This is a genomic window from Nocardia iowensis, assembly GCF_019222765.1.
In the GTDB taxonomy this organism is placed as follows: Bacteria; Actinomycetota; Actinomycetes; order Mycobacteriales; family Mycobacteriaceae; genus Nocardia; species Nocardia iowensis.
The window spans coordinates 431536-451793 of sequence record NZ_CP078145.1 but is presented as its reverse complement, the minus strand read 5'-3'; the positions used below and the strand labels follow the sequence as shown (position 1 = coordinate 451793).

Genomic DNA, 20258 nt, shown 5'->3' with positions numbered 1-20258 from the left:
ACGAGTCATTCGTAGTGCTTGCCACCCTTGGCAATCCACAGCGCATCCTCGACGACCTTGTAGACGATGCGGTGCTCCTGGGTAATCCGGCGGGACCAATAGCCAGCCAGGTCATGCTTCAGCGGCTCCGGCTTGCCGATCCCCTCGAACGGATCGCACATGATCGCCTTGATCAGCACGTTCACCTTCTTCAACACGGTGCGGTCGCGCTGTAACCAAGCGGTGTATTCCTCCCAAGCGGATTCGGAGAAAATGAGCCTCATTCGATGAGCTCGCGGCCGGTGCCGCCACCGCCCTCGAGCTCCTGGATCGACCGACGTAGGCGTGCACCATCAGGCCCACTGAGCAGTTGGACCGTCGTCATCAGCGAGTCATAGTCTTCTTTGGACATCAGCACGGCATTGCCCCCCTTCGACACGATCTCGATCGTGTCATGATCCTCATTCACCTGCTTGACCAGAGGAAATAGGTGCTTGCGCGCCTCACTTGCCGTAATTGCCGCAGCCATGAGCCCTCCTGAAACCGGTACGACATATGGTACCAGTTTCGGGAAGCGGATTCGACCGGATGGGTCACTCCGACCCACAGGCAAATCGGCACGGCTAGTCCGCCGGGGACGGTGTCAGCGGTTCGCGAGCAGGACCTCGGCGATCTGAATGGTGTTGAGCGCGGCGCCCTTGCGCAGGTTGTCACCGGAGATGAACAGCGCGAGACCGCGGCCGTCGGGTACCCCGGGATCCTGCCGGATGCGGCCGACGAGCGAGTCGTCGGCACCGGCCGCCTGTAGCGGCGTCGGCACGTCGACGAGCTTGACGCCGGGCGCCTTGGCCAGGATCTCCTTGGCCTGCTCAACCGAAAGCGGCTCGTCGAACTCGGCATTCACCGACAGCGAGTGCCCGGTGAACACCGGGACGCGCACGCAGGTGCCGCTCACCAGCAGATCGGGCAGGCCGAGAATCTTGCGGCTCTCGTTGCGCAGCTTCTGATCCTCATCGGTCTCGCCGGAGCCGTCGTCGACCAGCGAACCGGCCAGCGGCAGCACATTGAACGCGATCGGCGCGACGTACTTGTTCGGGGCGGGGAAGTCGACGGCGCGGCCGTCGTGGGTCAGCTTCTCGGCATCGTCGATCACCGCACGCGCCTGCGTCGCCAGCTCTTCCACACCGGCCAGGCCGCTACCGGACACGGCCTGGTAGCTGGACACGATGAGGCGGCGCAGCCCGGCCAGGTCGTGCAGCGGCTTCAGCACCGGCATGGCGGCCATGGTGGTGCAGTTCGGGTTGGCGATGATGCCCTTGACCAGGTTGCGGGTCTGCTCGGGGTTGACCTCGCTGACCACCAGCGGGACGTCGGGGTCCTTGCGCCAGGCGGACGAGTTGTCGATCACGGTGACGCCCGCCGCGGCGAAGCGCGGAGCCTGCACGCGCGACATGGTGGCACCGGCCGAGAACAGCGCGATGTCCAGTCCGGACGGGTCGGCCAGCTCGGTGTCCTCGACGACGATCTCGCCGCCACGCCACGGCAGCTTCGTGCCCGCCGAGCGAGCCGACGCGAAGAAGCGCACCTCGTCGGCCGGGAAGTTACGCTCCGCCAGCAGTTTTCGCATGACCGCGCCGACCTGTCCGGTCGCGCCGACAACGCCTACTCGAATTCCCATGGCTTAACGTCCTGTTCCCGCGTGCACCACGGCGACCTCGTCGCCGCCGAGCTCGAAGGCCCGGTGCAGCACCTTGACGGCCTCGTCCAGTTCGGTGTCCTTGACCAGCACCGAGATCCGGATCTCGGAGGTGGAGATCAGATCGATGTTCACGCCCGCGTCGGCCAGCGCCTCACAGAACTTGGCGGTGACGCCGGGGTGGCTCTTCATGCCCGCGCCGACCAGCGACACCTTGCCGATGTGATCGTCGTAGAGCACCTGCGAGAAGCCGATCTCGTCCTGCTGCTTGGTCAGCATCTCGACGGCGCGCGCGCCGTCGGTCTTGGGCAGGGTGAAGGTGATGTCGGTCTTGCCGGTATCGATCTTGGAGATGTTCTGCAGCACCATGTCGATATTGATCTCGGCGTCGGCGACCGCCCGGAACACCTTGGCGGCGTAGCCGGGCACGTCGGGTAGTCCGACCACGGTCACCTTGGCCTCGCTGCGGTCGTGCGCGACGCCCGTGAGGATTGCTTGCTCCAAGGGGATGTCCTCCATCGATCCGTAAACGTAGGTGCCCGGCTTGTCGGTATAGGACGAGCGCACATGCACAGGCACGTTGTATCGGCGCGCGTATTCGACGCAGCGCAGCATCAGCACCTTCGCGCCGCAGGCCGCGAGTTCCAGCATCTCCTCGTAGGAGACCTGCTCGAGCCGCTGCGCGTCCGGCACGATCCGCGGGTCGGCGGTGAAGACGCCGTCCACGTCGGTGTAGATCTCGCAGACGTCGGCCTCCAGCGCCGCGGCCAGTGCGACCGCGGTGGTGTCGGAGCCGCCACGGCCGAGCGTGGTGACGTCCTTGCTGTCCTGGCTGACGCCCTGGAAGCCGGCGACGAGCACGATCTGCCCGTCGTCCAGCGCCTGCCGGAGCCGGCCCGGGGTGACGTCGATGATCTTGGCGTTGCCGTGTGCGCCGGTGGTGATCACCCCGGCCTGCGAGCCGGTGAACGACCGGGCCTCAGCGCCGAGCGAGTGGATGGCCATGGCGACCAGCGCATTCGAGATGCGCTCACCGGAGGTGAGCAGCATGTCCATTTCCCGGGCCGGCGGCGCGGGCGCCACCTGCTGGGCCAGGTCGAGCAGCTCGTCGGTGGTGTCACCCATGGCCGAGCAGACGACCACCACGTCGTGGCCCTGCTTCTTGGTCTCGACGATCCGTTCAGCGACGCGCCGGATGCGCTCGGCGGTAGCCACCGAGGATCCTCCGTACTTCTGAACAACGAGAGCCACGACAGGGTCCTCCAAGATCGACTACCAGCTGCTAACAGCCACTCAGCGTACCGGCCGTGGTCCAGCGGATTACCCCTGCCTCCTCAGCCGACGGCCGCGGCGGCCTCGACGCGCTGGTCAGCCTTGGCCGCGAACCTGGCGAGCAGCCAGTGGTATTTGGTGTTCTGGAAGGCCGCGATCCGCCATCCGTCGTTAGTGCGCACCACCACTGTCGTCTGCACTTTGGTGTTGCGGCGATTGCGCCGCCGCCTGCCTTTCAGCACAGCGCCCAGGCCGTGGACCAGCGCGACGTCGGGGCCGAGGAAGCGGAAGCCGGTGATCTCCCCGTCCAGCCGAGTGTTCTTCAGGTATTTCTCGAAGACCGGGACGTGCGACTCGTAGATCGCCTGCCGACCCCTGCTGTGCGTGCCGAACCAGGTGATGTAGTCGGCGTCCTCGGCGAACTCCGCGGCGAAGGCGGCGGCATCGCCGTCGTTCCATGCCTTGGCCTGACGTTCGAACAACGCGTGGATGGCGGCCTCGTCGGCGTGCTGGTCGATGGTCATGACTTACCCCTCGATACAATCTGATCAGCTCATCAACTGAGTCAGTAAATAGTTGAGTGAGTAAGATATTGTCCGAGTCAGACGAAGGTGTCAAGCATGCCGAAGAATGCCGAGCCGAAGCGGGTGGAGTTGGGTGCCGCGCTGACCCTCGCCGCACAGCGCAGCGCCACCGACGCGGTGATGATGCACCAGGCCGTCGCGGACCGACTTGGCCTGCACGTGACGGATCTGCGCTGCCTGAACATGCTGCGACTCGGTGGCCCCGCCACCGCAGGGGAACTGGCCGCCGCCGCTGGACTGACCACCGGCGCCATCACCCGGATGATCGACCGGCTACTAAAGGCTGGTTACGTGCGGCGTGAACACGACGGACAGGACCGGCGGCGGGTGATCATCACGGCCGTCCAGGAGCGGATCGACGAGATCGCCCCGCACTATGAGCTGCTGGCGCGGGAATTCGGCACGGTGGCCGCCGACTACACCGACGACCAGCTGGCGCTGATCCTGGAACTGTTCAACCGGCTGCACGAGACATCACTTCGGGTAACCAAGGCATTGCGCGCCGACGAAACCGAGTGAATGACGCACGATGGAGTCATGAAGAGCACGGTATTCACGGTGACCACGGGACAGACCGAAGTCGTGCAGGACATCACCGGGCAGTGCACGTCGTTCGTGCGCGAAGCGTCCGGTGGCGGCGACGGACTACTGAATGTGTTCGTGCCGCATGCGACGGCCGGCATCGCGGTAATGGAGTTGGGGGCGCGCAGTGACGACGATCTGCTCGCCGCCCTGCGCGACCTGTTGCCCGCCGACGATCGGTGGCGACATGCGCACGGCTCGCGCGGGCATGGTCGCTCGCACGTCATGCCCGCGATGATCGCGCCCTACGCCACCATTCCGGTGATCGACGGGACGATGGCCTTGGGCACCTGGCAGTCCGTCGCGTTCGTCGACCTCAATGTCGACAATCCGGATCGCCAGGTGCGCTTGTCCTTCCTTTCGGACGGGTGAGCGACGAGCAGTCAGGCTCGGGTGAACCAGGTGACCTGACTGCCGTTGCCGAATTCCTTGCGCTCGGTCGGCGTGAACAGCGTCGGCTGGAACTCCCCCGCGAAGGCGGGCGTGCCTGCGCCCGCGACGACCGGGTAGCTCTTGATGACCAGCTCATCGATCTCGCCGAGCAACGCGGCCGCGAGCTTGCCGCCGCCCAGCCAAATATCCATGCCCTCTTCTTGTTTGAGTGCACGCACCAGGCCGACCGGATCGCGCTCGACCAGTTCGACAGCCGGGTCATCGATCCGGCCGAGGGTGCTCGACACCACGTACTGCCGCATGTGCCCGAACGGGCTGGTCACGCCGATCGCCAGGGCCGGGTCGTAGGTACCCCGCCCCATCACGAACGTGTCGAACTTCTGATTGGGCGCGTCGACGGCGAGCCCGAAGTGCGGCCGCGCGTGGGTCGGCAGCGTCTCCGGGTATTCCCGCGCGATCCACGCGCCCATCTCGTCGGACACGGGATAGAAGTCGATCGTGCCGCCGGGTCCGGCGATGTAGCCGTCCAGGGACATGCCGACGAAGTAGACAAGTTTTCGCATAGCAGAACTTCTTTCGTGCGGAGTTGTCAGGCGCGGGTGAACCAAGTGACCTGGGTGCCGTTGCCGAATTCTTTGCGTTGTGCGGGCGAGAACAGGGTCGGTCGGAACTCCCCCGCGAACGCGGGGATGCCGCCGCCCGCGACGACCGGGTAGCTCTTGATGATCATCTCGTCGATCTCGCCGAGCAGCTGGGCGGCGAGGTTGCCGCCGCCGCAGAGCCAGATATCCAGCCCCTCTTCCTTTTTCAGCCGCCGCACCAGGTCGACCGGGTCGCCCTCGACCAATTCCACCGCCGGGTCATCGATCCGGCCGAGCGTGCGGGAAACCACGTACTGCTTCATATGCGCGTACGGACTGGTCACGCCGACGGACAGGGCGGGCTCGTAGGTGCCGCGGCCGCTGATCACGGTGTCGCACCGCGTGTTCGGCTCATCCAGCGGCACACCCACGTGGGGCCGAATATGCGTCGGGACGAAGTCCGGGTACTGGCCGGTGATCCAGGCGGCCATCTCGTCGTCGGTCGGATAGAAGTCGAACTCCCCGCCCGGACCTGCGATGTAACCGTCGAGGGACACGGCGACGTAGTAGACAAGCTTTCGCATTCCGGTACCGCCCAATCTGTTGTACTGTGCTTGTAGTGGTGGAAATGTAGTACTACGGATGGAGTGGTGTCAAGTGCGAACGAATCCCGAGCGTCGGCAAGCGCTGCTCGACGCGGCAATCGAGGTCCTGGCCAGGGACGGCGCTCGCGGCCTCACCTTCCGCGCGGTGGACAAGGAGGCGGCCGTGCCCGCGGGTACGGCGTCGAACTACTTCGCCAACCGGGACGACCTGCTCACCCAAGCGGGCAGCCGCTTCTACGAGCGGTTGCAGCCGACCGAGGAAACCATGGCCAAGCTGGCCGAGGGGCCGAAGAGCCTGGCGCACATCGTCGAGCTGATGAAGGAGACGGTCGGGCGCATCGAGTCGTTCCGCACCGGCTACCTCGCCCTGCTCGAACTCCGCCTGGAGGCGACCCGGCGACCGGAACTGCGGGCCGTGCTGACCGAGCGGGTGCGCGCGGACATCGACTTCAATGTGCGCAACCACCTCGACGCGGGCCTGCCCGGCGACGAGAAGTCCGTACTACTGCTCTATTTGGCGCTCAACTGGCTGATCGTGGATCGGCTCACGCTGCCGGACGTGTTCACCGAAGAGCAGGGCCAGGAACTGATCGAGGCCGCGGTCGATCGCGCCATCGGCGAATAAAGACCGCACGGTCTCAATCCCCGAACCCTTGTGACCCGCATCACTCGCATTCGATAATGAAGTGATGATGGCGAATGTCGGAGACCGACTCCACGTGCACGGACACGTTGTGGGCCAAGGTGATCGCCACGGGCAGATCATCGAGGTCCGCGGACCCGACGGGTCACCGCCCTACCTGGTGCGGTACCCCGACGGACACGAGTCGCTGGTATATCCCGGGCCCGACGCAACAGTCGAACCGGCCCACTGACGCCGAACGCTGCCGCACCCGGCGACGGGGCAGCGTTCGGGAGACCCGATCACCGTGCCCGCACGGCCCGAGAGCAGTGCCCGCACGGCACGCACTGCGCAGTGGCTTTTCTGTGACAGTCCCGCGGGATGCTACTTCCGAGATGTCCCAAACCTTCCACTCGGAAGTTGTTCGCGCAGTTCCCGCTCACTCTTTCGAGTACATCGGTCCACGTCGACCACGCCCGCGGACTATGGACCGGGGGCCAAAGGTTGACGGACGGATAACCGCTGGAGAGAATCGGCCGAGTTGTCCATCGGGGGTCGGAAGGTTTTACATGCGCACGAGAACCGATATTCGATTCGTCGTCGACGCCGATTCCGCGCAGGTGATGGATGCGCTGGCCGCGGTCGAAATGCTCCCGGAATGGTCGCCGGGATATACCGATGCCCGAGTCGCCTCGCGTGACGAAGCAGGAAGGCCGCGTCGAGTTTTCGTCAAGACCGAACTGTTGGGTAGCACGGATCTGCAAGTGCTGGAATACGATTGGACAGAAGTCCGGTCGTCCTGGCAGGTCACCGACAGCACGCGGGGCGTCAAGGGCGGCGGCTGGTTCGAAGTTTCCGACGGCACGGACGGCACCGACGTCTGGTTCCACACCGAGCTCTACATGCCCATCCCCGTTCCCGGACTTCTGCTCAAGCGAACCGTACGGAAGACGAACGAGATCGCCGTGCAGAATTTCATCGAGTTCGCCGAGCGATTTCCGGAACCGGAAACTATGAAGCCGTATAGCTATAACGAATAACAACCGGTCGACGTACGCTCGCCGCGAAATCGCGCGACGCGCAACGCAGCAGCCACGCGCCGAGCCGATCGGGGTGCGACGATGTGCACCATGATCGGTTCCAAACGGGTTCGGCTCCAACCGGTGGCCGAAGGTGCGTCGGTGACGCAGCTCGAGCTGTTCTTCGATTTGGTGCTCGTCTTCGCCTTCACCATGGTCACCGACCTGGCGGCGGAGGAGACCAGCGCCAAGAACATGCTGCGCGCATTGCTCGTGCTCGCGGTGATGTGGTGGCTGTGGATCGCCTACTCCTGGCTCGGCAACGTGATCCGCGCCGACGAGGGCTTTGCCAGGGTCGCGATGTTCACCGCGATGGGCGGCGCCTTCCTCGCCGCGCTCACCATTCCCGAGGCGTTCCACGATCTGCCCGGCGGCTGGTACGGCCCGCTGGTCTTCGCCATCGCCTATCTCGTCGTGCGGGTGGTGCACGTCGTGATGTTCTGGCTGGCCAGCGCCGAGGACGCGCAGTTGCGCAACCAGGTGCTGCGCTGGTCGATCGGCTCGATCACCATCGGCACCACGCTGCTGGTGATCGCCGCGATGACGTCCGGGGCGCTGCAGATCGGGCTGTGGATCGCGGCGATCGCGGGCGACTATCTGTGGACATTGCTGGCCGGCACCGACTGGCGATTGAATTCGGCGACCCATTTCGCCGAACGGTACGGACTGATCATCATCGTGGCGCTCGGCGAATCGATCGTCTCGATCGGTATCGGGGTGGCGGGGCTGCCGATCTCGTGGCCGATCGCGGTCGGCGCGCTGCTCGGACTCGCGGTATCCGGGCTGCTGTGGTGGACCTATTTCGATGTCGCCGCGTTGTCGATCGAACACCAGCTGAAACATGCCGACGGCGCGCGACAGATCAAGATCGCGCGGGGCGCCTACACCTTTTGGCATTTTCCGATGATCGTCGGGATCATCGGGCTCTCACTGGGATTGAAGAAAGTCCTCTACTATGTCGGCGACTCTTCCCAGCACACGCTGAAAGACGCGCTGTACGGAATTCCGTTGTTCGCCTTGTACGGCGGGGTCGTGCTCTATCTGATCGCGCTGGTCGGCGCGAAACACTATGCGACAGGGGCGGTCAGCATACCGAGGGTGGTCACCATCGTGCTGCTGCTCGCGCTGATCCCGCTGGCGGCCGCACTGCCCGCGCTCGCCTCACTCGCCATCCTGTGCGCCATGCTCGGTGCGCTGATCGTGTGGGAGACAATCCGATTCGCACAGCCCCGCGAGGAGATCAGGCACGGGGCACCCGCGTGAGGTGATGCCGGACGCTGTGTTCAGTAGGCGTCGGACCGTACGCGGACGGCGGCACCCGGACGTCGTTCTGCACCGCGTGCCGGATCTGATCGATGTTCTCGCGCAACACATCCGAGACCAGTTCGTCGGTCCGCGGATCATCCAATACCTGGAACAGGATGCGGAATGTGGTGTCGGCGATCAGCCGGATGATGTCGTCGTGGAACGGGATATAGCGCACCCGGCCCGCCTGCGGATCCTTCTTGATCAGCTCCAGGATCATCTCGTCCAGCTCGGCGCGGTTCTCCTGCAGCGCCGCCGCGATATTGCGGGTGTAGTGGCCGGACCGCATCACGTGAGCGACCTCGTCCATCACCGCGATGGTCATCGGGCGCTTGATCGTCTCGACGATGGTCAGTACGAACCGGTTGACCAGCGCGGCGGTGACGCGGTCGCCGAACACGCGGTCGGCAACGCGACCGAGCCTGACCACGATCACCACGATCCGCAGCAGCCGGAATCCGCGGAAGAACGGACTGGTCACCGGGATCATGCCGAGGACCTCGTACCAGTAGACGAACGGGAACGTCCACGGCCAGCCCGCCCGGCGCCAGCGCCACAGGAATTCGACGGCGAACACCGCGCACACCGTCCAGTCGACGATCACGATCGCGCGATAGGTCTGCTCGGACACCGTGAAGAAGGTGATCCAGGCGACCAGCGCCACCGATACGACGGCCAGCGCCAGCATCACGAAGTCGGTCCACAACGCGGGCGGCTTACGCGGGTAATCGCCTTCCGGGAGTTCCTCGCCGACCGGAGTGGCGCTCGCAGCTGTCACCTGGGGTATCCCTTCAACGCTGAACGGTCAGGCCGACAGTAGTACGCGGTTCGGTCGGTGGCACGGACTCCAGCGCAGGGCTCGAATCCGGCCTACCTACCGGCCCGGATGATCGCCTCGATATTGCGCTCGGCGAGCGCGGCGATGGTCAGCGACGGGTTCACCGTGCCGGTACTGCCCGGAATGGCCGCACCGTCCATCACGTACAGACCCGGGTGCCCGTGCACTCGCCCGTAACTGTCGGTGGCCTTGCCGAGCACCGCTCCGCCCAGTGGGTGCGCGGTGAACAGGGCGTTCGCGTCGTAGCCGAGGGCGCCGTATTCGAGGACGGCGTCGGCCCGTTCGGCGATCCGATGGTCGACCGCGCGGGCGGCGGCCACCATGTCGTCCCGGTTCCTGGTCGGCCAGGACAGACCGACCCGGTTCGAGGCCGCGTCGTAGCCGAACCGGGTGCGGGCCGGGTCGAGGACCATGCCCAGCGAGGCGAGCGCACCCGTCTCGAACGGAATGCCGGGGATGTACCAGCTTTCCAAGCTGAGCGGCAGGCCCGACTCGTCGAAGATCCGGCTCGCGCTGGGGACGCCCTGGCCCAAACCGGCCAGCGCACTCGCGCCACGGCCGAGCACCACGTCGCCATTGGTGCCCCAGCCGTCGCCGATGTGCTCGTTGAGGTTGGGCAGCGTGCCGGTGGCCTGGGCCCGGACCAGCAGCTCCGAGGTGCCCACCGAGCCGGCGCCGAGGAAGAGCTGGTCGCAGGTGAGGGTCCTGGTGCCGAGCACCTCGCCGGTCGGCGCCAGCTTGGTCACCCGGACCGAGAAGCGGCCGCCGGGCTCCTGGGCGATGGACTCCACCTGGTGGCCCGGGAAGATCGCGGACCGGCCGGTGCCCTCCGCGTACTTCAGATAGTTCTGATTCAGATCGAACTTGGCGCCGTTGGAATTGCCGAGGTTACTGCGCGCGGCAGTGGCCGACGGCCGGGTGGTGCCCGCCAGCTCGCCGCGCAGGATGTCCCAGTTGAAGACCGAGTCGTTGGGCATCGGCTGGTAGCCCGCCATGCGCACCTGGTCGTCCCACGCCCTGGAGTGCGCGAACGGCTTGGCGGCGTAGATGTCCGGCGGCATCGAACTCAGCCGCAGCATTTCCCGCACCCGCGGGTAGTAGACGCGGTCCAGCTCGCCGTACTCGACCGTGCCGCCGAAGAGGTGGTCGAAGAAGCGCCGCTCCGGGGCGACCATCGCGCCGGTGAAGATCACCGAGCCGCCGCCGACCGCGGCCGCCCGCCACACGTCGATGCCGGGGTAGTTGGTGCAGTCGAGCACGCCACCGAAGCTCGCGAACTGCATCGGCACCTTGCTGACGCCGGTGAATGTGGTGCGATGCCAGAAGCCGCGGCCGTCGGGCAGGTCGTCGCCGGTGAAGATCTCCCGCCATGGATCGTTGGGCCAGCGCGAACCGCGCTCCAGCACCGTGTTCGCGATGCCCGCCTCGGCGAGGCGCAGCGCGGTGACCGCGGCGCCGAAGCCGGAGCCGATGACGATCGCGGGCGTGTGCTCGGGCGGATCAGGCAGTGGCGCAAAGATTTCCGGCACCCACGCCTGGAAAAGCAGGTTCCAGACCGGGTCCGCGGACGCCGGTCCGGTAACCGACGACGAACCAGCGACAGCGCCGAACAGCGCGGCCGCACCCGCCGCCTTGAAGAAGGCGCGTCTACGCACCAAGCCACCTCCCTCATCACGCATGGCCGAGCGAAGATTACCGGTATTCCCACTCGCTGAACAGTCGTTGCCGCGTCGTCATCCGTTGTCCCCCTTCCGTTGTCCCAGCGGACCGTCCCTCGGGTGGTCCCGATGGCGGGAAAGCGGGGATGACGAACAGGCCACGGGACGGGGTCGCCGATGGACAACAGGGGCGCGGCACCGCAGTCCGCGGCTCAGTCGGCGAAGGGTGCTCGATCGGGTTTGCAGGTCGCGCCGGGCGCCGGAAGTTGCTGGTCGATGAGGTAACGCTCCTGTAGACGCCGGGTGCAGTCGACGGTGGTGTCGTGCCCGTAGCCGGCGTCGACGACGACCAGGCGCGCGTTGACCAGGGCCTGCTGCGCCTTACGAGCGGCGGGCAGCGGTGTCACCGGGTCGAACCGGTTGTTGAACAGCAGCGCGGGCACGTCCGAGCGCAGGATCCACGGGCCCGGGTGGCGCTGCGGATAGCCGCCCTGCGGGGACGGCCACGAGGCGCACGGCTGGCGCAGGTACAGCCAGAACGCGCTGTAGGGGGATCCGTCCGCACCCAATTCCTTGGCCAGCGTGGGCCATTGCTCCGGCTCCCGCGGAAAAGTGTTGTCCGCGCACGAGATTGCGGTGAACGAGTCGAGGAAGTCGGGGCGCATCGCACCCGCATCGAGAATCTCGCGCACGACTTCCGGATTGCCTGCCGGGCCGCGCTCCAGTTGGGTGAGCAGTTGCGCGAGGGCGGGCCAGCCTTCCTCGGGGTCGTACAGCATCAGCGTGTGCGACGCGACGACCTCGGCGTAGGTGACCTGGTGAGCGCGCTCCCCCTCGCCGACCACCACCGGCCCCTGCCGCAGCCGCTCCAGTAATGCCGTGTCGCGGGCACGCAGATCCTCACCGCCGCTGGGCTTTTGATCACTGCGGATCTGCCCGACGGGGTCGGCGGCCTGCTTGCCCGCACCGGCGAAAGCGCAGCGCGGCTGCCCGGCCTGGGCGCACAACCGGAAGAACTCCGACAGCACCTCCTCGGTGCCCGCCGCCGCGGTGGAGACCTCGGTGCGGGTGTCGGCGGTGTAGGCGTCCGGGTCGATCATCGAGCTGAGACTCAGCGCGCGGACCCGGTCGCCGAAGACGGCGCCGTACACCTCGCCGAGGTAGCTGGCGTACGAACCGCCCTCGTAGGTCAGCTGCTTGTCACCGACGGCGCGGCGCAGCAGATCCAGGTCGCGAGCGGTGTCGACGGTGGTGAGATGGGGCAGCAGGGCGGGATTGTGCGCGGCACATCCGGCGGACAGCTCGCGGCTGAAGCGTGCCTGCTCTTCCTCCTGCTGGGCGTTCACCGGCGGAATCCATACCCCGGACCAAAATCGTTTCTGCTCTTCGGGATTCGCGAAACAGCGCACCTGCGAGCTGCGACCGATACCGCGCTGGTCGAAGGTCACCACGTCGAACCGGCGGGCGATCTCGCCCGGAAACATCACGTCATCGCCCGCCCACCGGATGCCCGAAGCGCCGGGTCCCCCGGCCGCGGTGAAGAGGGTGCCGATGCGGCGGGATGGGTCGGTCGCGGGCTGGCGGACCACCGCCAGCGCGAGCGTGGCACCGTCGGGCCGCGCGTAGTCCACCGGAACCGTCGCGGTCGCGCATTGCAGCCGACTCAGGGTCTTCTCCTGGCACGGCGCCCAGTCCAGCCGCGGCGTCGGCACCGCGTCGGCCTGGGCGACCAAGTCGGCCACGGCCTGCTCATGCTTGCCCGGCGTGCCGCAGCCGGTCAGCGGCAACAGCGACGCGGCCAGCGCGGCAACAACGACGATCCTCCACCCACGCATACCGATTATCTTGTGCCGCAACGGCGCAGCCGTCGTCCCCCGGAGGGATGAATTGCACCCTGAGATCGCCTCGTCAACGCCACCCGCCACCTCCTACGTCATCAACAGCCGGACCACCGCGATGGTGCCGACCACGACGATGACCACCCGCAACGCGGTCGGCGGCAACCGCCTGCCCATCTTCGCACCGAGCTGGCCGCCGATGATCGAGCCGAGCGCGATCAACAGCACCGCCCGCCAATCCACGTCGGCGACCACGATGAAGATCACCGCGGCGACCGCGTTCACGATCAGCGCGAGCACGTTCTTGATGCCGTTGAGGCGCTGGATGTCCTCGTGCACGAACACGCCGAGCAGCCCGAGCAGCAGCACGCCCTGCGCGGCGCCGAAGTAGCCGCCGTAGATGCCGGTCGCGAAGACCGCGACGAAGAGGATCGGGCCACCGTGTTTCGGCGCCGGGCTGTCGCCGTTCGCGCGCTGCTCCTTCACCCAGCGCGCCAGTCGCGGCTGCACCACGACGAGCACCAGCGCCGCGATGATCAGCACCGGCACGATCGCCTTGAACGCCTGCGCGGGCATGACGAGCAGCAGCACCGCACCGGTGATGCCGCCGAGCAGCGACGCGGTGCCAAGGCGCAGCAGCCGTTCGCGCTGCCCGGCCAGTTCGCGCCGATAGCCGTGCACGCCACTCATCGCGCCGGGGACCAGGCCGATCGTGTTCGACACGTTCGCGGTCACCGGCGGCAGCCCGAAGGCGAGCAGTACCGGGAAAGTGATCAGGGTTCCCGAACCCACGATCGTGTTGATGCCGCCCGCCGCGATGCCCGCACCGAAGACGGCCAGCTGTTCCAGCCAGGTCATATGTGAATCCGTTCGACGTCCCGTCGGACCAGTGGTCCGTACAAGCGTTTGCTTCTGATCGGAACGCTAGCCGCAACGTCGGATGACCCGACGACGGGACCGGGCTTTCGGCGGTGTAATGCCACACGGTAAACTCGCCGGCATCATGCAGCGGGCACTTCTTCTCAGCCGCCGCGACGGGGTCTGATCGGACCGGCTCCCGTCGCGGGGTATTGCCGCGCCGGTCGACCCACCCTTTGGGAAACACCACACCCTCGGAGAAATCGCCATGTCCCCTGCTGACGCCTTCATATCCGGCTCGCGCACCATCACGCCGCCGTCCAAACCGGCCCCGGCCGACCAACCCGCCTGGAACGCGCAGAAGAACTCTTCGATGCCGACCTTCCGGTACCGGCCGTTCGCCGAGGAGGTCGAGCCGATCTCGGTGCCCGACCGCACCTGGCCGGACAAGATCATCGACGTCGCACCCGGCTGGTGTGCCGTCGACCTGCGCGACGGCAACCAGGCCCTGATCGACCCGATGAGCCCGGCCCGCAAGCGCCGCATGTTCGACCTGCTGGTGCGGATGGGCTACAAGGAGATCGAGGTCGGCTTCCCGTCGGCCAGCCAGACCGACTTCGACTTCGTCCGCGAGATCATCGAAGACGGCGCGATCCCCGACGACGTCACCATCCAGGTGCTCACCCAGTGTCGCGCCGAGCTGATCGAGCGCACCTTCGAGGCCTGCGCGGGCGCGCAGAACGTGATCGTGCACTTCTACAACTCCACCTCGATCCTGCAGCGGAAAGTGGTGTTCCGCGCCGATCGGGCCGCGGTGCGGAAGATCGCCACCGACGCGGCGACCCTGTGCCTGGAGATCGAGAAGCGTTACCCCGACACCAACTGGCGCTATGAGTACAGCCCAGAGTCCTACACCGGCACCGAACTGGAATACGCCAAAGAGGTGTGCGACGCGGTCTCGGAGATCATCGCGCCGACCCCGGCGAAGCCGCTGATCATCAATCTGCCCGCGACCGTCGAGATGGCGACGCCGAACGTCTACGCCGACTCGATCGAGTGGATGAGCCGCAACCTGGCCCGTCGCGACTCGATCGTGCTGTCGCTGCACCCGCACAACGACCGTGGCACCGCGGTCGCCGCCGCGGAACTGGGCTACCAGGCGGGTGCGGACCGGATCGAGGGCTGCTTGTTCGGCAACGGTGAACGCACCGGCAACGTCTGCCTGGTCACCCTGGGCATGAACCTGTTTTCCCGAGGCATCGACCCGCAGATCAACTTCTCCGACATCGACGAGATCCGCCGCACGGTCGAGTACTGCAACCAGCTGCCGGTGGCCGAGCGCCACCCGTACGGCGGCGACCTGGTGTACACCGCTTTCTCCGGCAGCCACCAGGACGCCATCAACAAGGGCCTGGACGCGATGAAGGTCGCGGCCGACAATGCGGACGCCGACGTGGACGACATCGTCTGGGCCGTGCCGTATCTGCCGATCGACCCGAAGGATGTCGGCCGCACCTACGAGGCGGTCATCCGGGTCAACTCGCAGTCCGGCAAGGGCGGCGTCGCCTACATCATGAAGACCGACCACGGCTTGGTGCTGCCGCGCCGGCTGCAGATCGAGTTCTCCCAGGCGGTCCAGCGGATCACCGACGGCGAGGGCGGCGAGGTCACCCCGAAGGAGATGTGGGACGTCTTCGCCGACGAGTACCTGAGCCCGATCCGGCCGCTGGAGCGGATCCGGCAGAAGGTCACCGCGTCGGAGACCGACGGCGGGACCGACACCATCTCGGTGGTGGTGAAGGTCGACGGCGTCGAGCAGGAGATCACCGGCACCGGCAACGGCCCGCTCGCCGCGTTCGTCGACGCGATCGCCACCGTCGGCTTCGACGTCCGGGTGCTGGACTACTCCGAGCACGCCATGTCCGCGGGCGACGACGCACAGGCCGCCGCCTATGTGGAGTGCGCGATCGGCGACAAGGTGGTGTGGGGTGTCGGCATCGCGACGTCCATCACCACCGCGTCATTGCGTGCGGTGGTCTCCGCGGTGAACCGGGCGCACTGATCACAACCGCGTCATTGCGTGCTGTGGCCCGCTCGGGTAACCGCACGCAATGACCGGCGGGGCTCCGACTTCGGTCCGGCCGTACGCAATTGCGGAGGATTGTCGTCCGGCCCCACGTGGGTTGCAGGTCGAGTACGGTGAGAGCCGGGCGTGCGGTTGTTGTTCGCCCCAGCGTCCGGCTCTCGATCTTGCTGTCGGAGACCACATATCGGCGGCGTGTCATCGGGGCACTTCCGGCGTACATACGGTGACGCGAGCTGGCGAACCCCGTGCTAGCGTTGGTTTCGCACTCAAGCGCCGAGCTCTCTGCTCGAAGTCCCGAGCAGATGGGGGAACTGTGACAACAAACGACCACAACCCGACCTCACCGCCCTGGCTGCAGAGTCAAACGGTGGACACGGCCGATGCCACCGAGTCGGAGCAAGCCGCCGACCAGCCGGCGGAGCAGACCGGTGACGTGGAAGTGACGGACTCCGAGGCAGCGGAAGCGCCGGACCAGCCGGATCAAGACCCGGCCGAGCCCGAATTCGGCGGCTCGACGGACCAGACCGTGTCCTACCCGCAGGCAACGATGCCGCCGCAGTCCTACGGCCCGCCCGAAGGTTTCCCGCCGCCCGGTCCCGCCGAGCAATACGGCGGGTACGCCCCGCCGAACGCGAGCGCGTTCGCCCCGACCGGCGCATATGAGCCGTATCAGACCGGCACGTACCAGTCGGCGTCCGGTCACAGTGGTAGCCACCAGATCGCAGGCATGCAGGAACAGCAGGGTTACGGCGACTACCGGCAGGAGATCGGCCCCGACGGGCTGGTCCGGCGGGTGCCGCAAGAACATTCCGAAGCCGGTGCGCCACAAGCCGATCAGCCGAGCGGGCCGATCTACAGCTGGGCGCCGCCGCCACCGCCGGTGACCCACCAGCCGCCGCCACCGCCCGCGTACCAGCCGCCCGCACCGATGGGGCAACCGCCCGCGTCGCCGATGGGCCAGCCGCCCGCGCCGAGCTGGCAGGGCGGGCCGAACCCGCACCAGCCCGCGCAGCCGTTCCAGCCGCAGCACGTGCCCGCGCCCGGCCAGCCCGGCCACTCGGTCAACGACCTGAACCTGCTCAAGCGGGCCCGGCGGGCGCCGCGTAGCGGGTGGCGCCGTGCGGTGCACAAGGCCACCGGTGGCGTGCTCAACCCGGGCGAGTCCGCGGCCGACATCGTCTACCGCGACCTCGTCGACCGGGTGAATCAGCCGGTGCGCGGCGACTATCGGATCGCCATCCTGTCGCTCAAGGGTGGCGTCGGCAAGACCACGACCACGGTCGGCCTCGGTTCGACGTTCGCGTCACTGCGCGGTGACCGCGTCATCGCGATCGACGCCAACCCCGACCTCGGCACGCTCGCGCACCGGGTGCCGCGGCAGACCCGCTCCACCGTGCGCAACCTGCTCGAGGACCAGCACATCAGCAGGTACTCCGACGTGCGGGCACACACTTCACAGGCGCCAAGCCGCCTGGAAGTGCTTGCCAGCGAACAGGATCCGGCGGTCTCCGAGGCCTTCAGCGAGGCCGACTACCGCAAGGCCATCGGCATCCTGCAGTCGTTCTACAACATCATCCTGACCGACTGCGGCACCGGCCTGATGCATTCGGCCATGGCAGGCGTCCTGGACATGGCCAGCTCGCTCGTGCTGGTCACCTCGCCCGCCATCGACGGCGCCCGCAGCGCCTCGGCCACCCTGGACTGGCTGGACCACCACGGCTACAACAAGCTCGTCGAGCGCACCGTCGTCGTCGTGAACGCCTCCCGCCGTGGCGCATCCACGGTCGACCTGGACCAGCTCCGCAAGCTCTTCCTCGACCGCACCCGCGCGGTCCAGGTGGTGCCCTTCGACGATCACCTCGCCGAAGGCGCGGAAATCGATCTGGAACTGGTGAGCAAGCCGACCCGTCGCGCGCTGCTGGAACTGGCCGCGATGGTCGCCGACGACTTCGGGTACGTGGGCGCCCAGCAGTACCACCACCCCGGACCGCTCGGTCACTAGAATTCGAAAGCCGTTGCGGCCCCGGTGCTTACGCGCCGGGGCCGCGCTGTTTTCCGCTGGCCGCACGGCTGCCTCGACCGCGCGTGGCAGATCCGGTTGGTGGCGGTTCGGCAGTGACATTCTCCGCGGCCGCACGGAATGCCTCGAGTACCGCCGCGATGGCGGGACGATGTTCGGCGCGCGGGCGGGTGGCGAGTTCGTAGCTGCGGGCGGCGCGGACGCCGGTGAGGCGTAGGACGGACAGGTCGGGGTGGGCTACCGAGTAGCGCGGCATGAGGGCGACGCCGTAGCCGGTGACGACAAGCGTTTCGATAAGGCGGAACTCGTTGAGCCGCTGCACTATTCGGGGTTGGACGCCGGTCAGGGTGGCGATCGAGCGCAGCACGTCGTCGACCGGGAAACCGCCGCGCACGCTCAGCCAGGTTTCGTCGGCCAGTTCCGCCGGGGTCACCGCGGCGTGGCCCGCGAGCCGATGGGTCGGTGCGACAACAACATCGATGGGTTCGCGCATCAGGACACGCACGGTGACCCGAGGGTCGGCGATCGGTGCGGCGCGCTCGTCGCGATGGGTGAGCACCACGTCGTAGTCGGCGAGCAGCCGGGACACCTCGGACGGCGGCAGGTCCACGTCGCTGGCGACGATGTCGACGCCGCTGTCCTGCATCGCGGGCAGCACCAGTGGCAGCAGTAGCGCGCCGCCGGAGGGGAACACCGCGACGCGAACGCGGCCGCGCGGCGAACCCCGGTAGTGCGCCATCTCGGCGACGGCCCGATCCATCGCGGCCAGCACTTCGTCGGCCCGCACGACCAGCGCGTGGCCAGCGTCGGTGAGGCGGACGCGGCGGCCGTCGGGTTCGAGGAGGGCGACGCCCGCTTCCCTGGCCAGCACCTTGAGCTGCTGCGAGACGGCCGACGGCGTCATCGAGAGGGCGGCGGCGACAGCGGCGATGGTGCCGCGATCGGCGAATTCGCGCAGTACGCGTAGCCGTTCGACCGACATCGGCGGCCCTATCGACTGGTCAACCACGGGTTCGCCCGTCAGCGAGGACACCGTAATCCGGCGTGCGACGGGTTCGGATCATGAAGCAAAACTACATCAATAGTGCACATTAATTCGATTGTTCTGATGGTTCGCTGACCTCACGATTGGAGGCGTGACCACTCGTGACCGCCTGCTCGGACTGACCGTCGTCCTGCTCTGGGGACTGAACTTCCTCGCCATCCGCATCGGGCTCGACCACTTCCCGCCCTTCTTCTTCGCGGCGTTGCGCTTCGCGGTCATCGCGGTCCCCGTGCTGCTGTTCATTCCGCGCCCGCAGGTGCGGATGCGCTGGATCCTGTTGTACGGCATCGGGTTCGGCATCCTGCAGTTCGCGTTCCTGTTCACCGCCATGCGGGTGGGCATGCCGACCGGCCTTGCCTCGCTGGTGCTGCAATCCTCCGCACCGTTCACCGTGCTGCTCGGCACGCTGTTCCTGCGCGAACGCATCCGGCCGCTCCAGGTCGCTGGCATCGCCGTCGCGATGGCCGGTATGACGGTGATCGGCTGGGACCGGCTCGAACACGCCACGCTGGCGCCCGTGCTGCTCACGCTGGCGGGCGGGCTCGGCTGGGCATTCGGCAATATCGGTGCCCGGCAAGCCACTACCGAATCCCCCGGCATCAATCCGCTGCATCTGATGCTGTGGACGACGGCCATCCCGCCACTGCCGATGTTCGCGCTGTCCGCCTTCGCCGAAGGCCCGACCACCGGGGTACACGCTCTGGTCGAGTCGTTCTCCTCGACCGGCTGGCCTGCCCTGGCGGCCCTCGCTTACATCGTGGTGCTCGCGACAATCGCGGGCACCGGTCTGTGGACCTACCTGATGAGCCGCTACCCCGCTGGCATCGTCGCGCCGTTTTCCCTGCTCGTTCCGGTCGTCGGCATCGCCGCCGCCTGGGCGTTCCTCGACGAAACCCCCACTCCGCTATCGCTTGTCGGCGGGGTCGTCGTCATCGCGGGCGCCTTCGCCGCCACCTCGGGCAAACGCCGAACTGTCGCTCCCGACCAGGCCATCGAGTTGGACGCGGCGGCAGGGCAGCCAAAGCAACTGGCCAAAGCCTGAACGAGCCCGTCAAAGAATCCACAGACCCGCCACTCGGTTCACAGACGCTACATGCCCTGTGAACCGTATGGCAGGTCTGTGATCACGTGCGGTGGCTAGCTTGGGGGTGGCGAGTGAAGCGGGGTGGACCTGGCGCTTTACAGTAGTGACAGCGTGTAACAAAGGTTTCCGAGGC

21 protein-coding genes are annotated in these 20258 nt (G+C 67.0%); 9 read left to right on the top strand and 12 right to left on the bottom strand.

Annotated features, from left to right (window positions below; translation table 11 throughout):
- Window positions 1-5: 5 nt before the first annotated feature.
- The 5 genes from KV110_RS02170 to KV110_RS02150 all read right to left on the bottom strand — a co-directional run bounded on the left by KV110_RS02170 (window position 6) and on the right by KV110_RS02150 (window position 3471).
- A complete protein-coding gene (locus tag KV110_RS02170) occupies window positions 6-263 on the bottom strand; it encodes a Txe/YoeB family addiction module toxin (protein ID WP_218472869.1) in 258 nt (85 codons plus the stop codon).
- On the bottom strand, window positions 260-508 hold the full coding sequence (locus KV110_RS02165; protein ID WP_218472868.1) for a type II toxin-antitoxin system Phd/YefM family antitoxin: 249 nt from the start codon (window positions 506-508) through the stop codon (window positions 260-262). Before KV110_RS02165 ends, KV110_RS02170 begins: the two co-directional genes overlap by 4 nt.
- 114 nt (window positions 509-622) lie before the next feature.
- Entirely contained in the window at window positions 623-1657 is a 1035-nt protein-coding gene (locus KV110_RS02160; protein WP_218472866.1) for an aspartate-semialdehyde dehydrogenase, read from the bottom strand.
- A 3-nt stretch (window positions 1658-1660) separates the two neighbouring features.
- Window positions 1661-2926: an aspartate kinase gene (locus KV110_RS02155; protein ID WP_014981150.1), complete on the bottom strand. Its 1266-nt coding sequence runs from the start codon at window positions 2924-2926 to the stop codon at window positions 1661-1663.
- 83 nt (window positions 2927-3009) lie between these two features.
- The gene (locus tag KV110_RS02150) at window positions 3010-3471 is read right to left on the bottom strand and encodes an SgcJ/EcaC family oxidoreductase (RefSeq protein ID WP_218472865.1); all 462 of its coding nucleotides are present in this window, start codon (window positions 3469-3471) and stop codon (window positions 3010-3012) included.
- 96 nt (window positions 3472-3567) lie between these two features.
- Between KV110_RS02150 and KV110_RS02145 the strand changes: the two genes are divergently transcribed.
- Complete coding sequence (locus KV110_RS02145; RefSeq protein ID WP_218472863.1) at window positions 3568-4050, top strand: MarR family winged helix-turn-helix transcriptional regulator; 483 nt, start codon at window positions 3568-3570, stop codon at window positions 4048-4050.
- An 18-nt stretch (window positions 4051-4068) separates the two neighbouring features.
- The gene (locus KV110_RS02140; protein WP_218472862.1) at window positions 4069-4485 is read left to right on the top strand and encodes a secondary thiamine-phosphate synthase enzyme YjbQ; all 417 of its coding nucleotides are present in this window, start codon (window positions 4069-4071) and stop codon (window positions 4483-4485) included.
- A gap of 11 nt (window positions 4486-4496) precedes the next feature.
- Here the strand turns inward: KV110_RS02140 and KV110_RS02135 are convergent, their stop codons facing one another.
- Both KV110_RS02135 and KV110_RS02130 read right to left on the bottom strand, forming a co-directional pair.
- Window positions 4497-5069, bottom strand: coding sequence for a dihydrofolate reductase family protein (locus tag KV110_RS02135; RefSeq protein ID WP_218472860.1), 573 nt, complete (start codon window positions 5067-5069; stop codon window positions 4497-4499).
- Between the two features lie 26 nt (window positions 5070-5095).
- Window positions 5096-5671: a dihydrofolate reductase family protein gene (locus KV110_RS02130; RefSeq protein ID WP_218472858.1), complete on the bottom strand. Its 576-nt coding sequence runs from the start codon at window positions 5669-5671 to the stop codon at window positions 5096-5098.
- Between the two features lie 58 nt (window positions 5672-5729).
- Here KV110_RS02130 and KV110_RS02125 point away from each other — a divergent pair, with 58 nt between their 5' ends.
- The 4 genes from KV110_RS02125 (at window position 5730) to KV110_RS02110 (ending at window position 8656) form a co-directional block, all read left to right on the top strand.
- A complete protein-coding gene (locus KV110_RS02125; RefSeq protein ID WP_218472856.1) occupies window positions 5730-6317 on the top strand; it encodes a TetR/AcrR family transcriptional regulator in 588 nt (195 codons plus the stop codon).
- 64 nt (window positions 6318-6381) lie between these two features.
- Complete coding sequence (locus KV110_RS02120) at window positions 6382-6567, top strand: DUF1918 domain-containing protein (protein WP_218472855.1); 186 nt, start codon at window positions 6382-6384, stop codon at window positions 6565-6567.
- 316 nt (window positions 6568-6883) lie between these two features.
- Complete coding sequence (locus tag KV110_RS02115) at window positions 6884-7354, top strand: SRPBCC family protein (protein WP_218472854.1); 471 nt, start codon at window positions 6884-6886, stop codon at window positions 7352-7354.
- A 90-nt stretch (window positions 7355-7444) separates the two neighbouring features.
- Window positions 7445-8656 (top strand): low temperature requirement protein A, encoded by a 1212-nt coding sequence (locus tag KV110_RS02110; RefSeq protein WP_218472853.1) that lies wholly within the window; start codon window positions 7445-7447, stop codon window positions 8654-8656.
- On the opposite strand, the gene KV110_RS02105 is transcribed toward KV110_RS02110, so the two are convergent.
- The 4 genes from KV110_RS02105 to KV110_RS02090 all read right to left on the bottom strand — a co-directional run bounded on the left by KV110_RS02105 (window position 8634) and on the right by KV110_RS02090 (window position 13890).
- Complete coding sequence (locus tag KV110_RS02105) at window positions 8634-9476, bottom strand: ion transporter (protein WP_218472852.1); 843 nt, start codon at window positions 9474-9476, stop codon at window positions 8634-8636. The genes KV110_RS02110 and KV110_RS02105 overlap by 23 nt on opposite strands.
- A 92-nt stretch (window positions 9477-9568) precedes the next feature.
- A complete protein-coding gene (locus tag KV110_RS02100) occupies window positions 9569-11215 on the bottom strand; it encodes a GMC oxidoreductase (RefSeq protein ID WP_246634311.1) in 1647 nt (548 codons plus the stop codon).
- 191 nt (window positions 11216-11406) lie between these two features.
- Window positions 11407-13029 carry an alpha/beta hydrolase gene (locus KV110_RS02095; RefSeq protein ID WP_218472851.1) on the bottom strand — a complete coding sequence of 541 codons (1623 nt, stop codon included), beginning with the start codon at window positions 13027-13029 and terminating at the stop codon, window positions 11407-11409.
- 93 nt (window positions 13030-13122) lie between these two features.
- Complete coding sequence (locus tag KV110_RS02090) at window positions 13123-13890, bottom strand: sulfite exporter TauE/SafE family protein (protein ID WP_218472850.1); 768 nt, start codon at window positions 13888-13890, stop codon at window positions 13123-13125.
- 268 nt (window positions 13891-14158) lie between these two features.
- Between KV110_RS02090 and leuA the strand changes: the two genes are divergently transcribed.
- Both leuA and KV110_RS02080 read left to right on the top strand, forming a co-directional pair.
- Complete coding sequence (leuA, locus tag KV110_RS02085) at window positions 14159-15952, top strand: 2-isopropylmalate synthase (protein WP_218472849.1); 1794 nt, start codon at window positions 14159-14161, stop codon at window positions 15950-15952.
- A gap of 391 nt (window positions 15953-16343) precedes the next feature.
- Window positions 16344-17978, top strand: coding sequence for a MinD/ParA family ATP-binding protein (locus KV110_RS02080; protein ID WP_218472848.1), 1635 nt, complete (start codon window positions 16344-16346; stop codon window positions 17976-17978).
- A 28-nt stretch (window positions 17979-18006) separates the two neighbouring features.
- Here the strand turns inward: KV110_RS02080 and KV110_RS02075 are convergent, their stop codons facing one another.
- Window positions 18007-18978 (bottom strand): LysR family transcriptional regulator, encoded by a 972-nt coding sequence (locus tag KV110_RS02075; RefSeq protein ID WP_218472847.1) that lies wholly within the window; start codon window positions 18976-18978, stop codon window positions 18007-18009.
- Between the two features lie 154 nt (window positions 18979-19132).
- Between KV110_RS02075 and KV110_RS02070 the strand changes: the two genes are divergently transcribed.
- Window positions 19133-20083, top strand: a complete 951-nt coding sequence (locus KV110_RS02070) for an EamA family transporter (RefSeq protein ID WP_218472846.1) — start codon at window positions 19133-19135, stop codon at window positions 20081-20083.
- The last annotated feature ends 175 nt before the right edge of the window (window positions 20084-20258 follow it).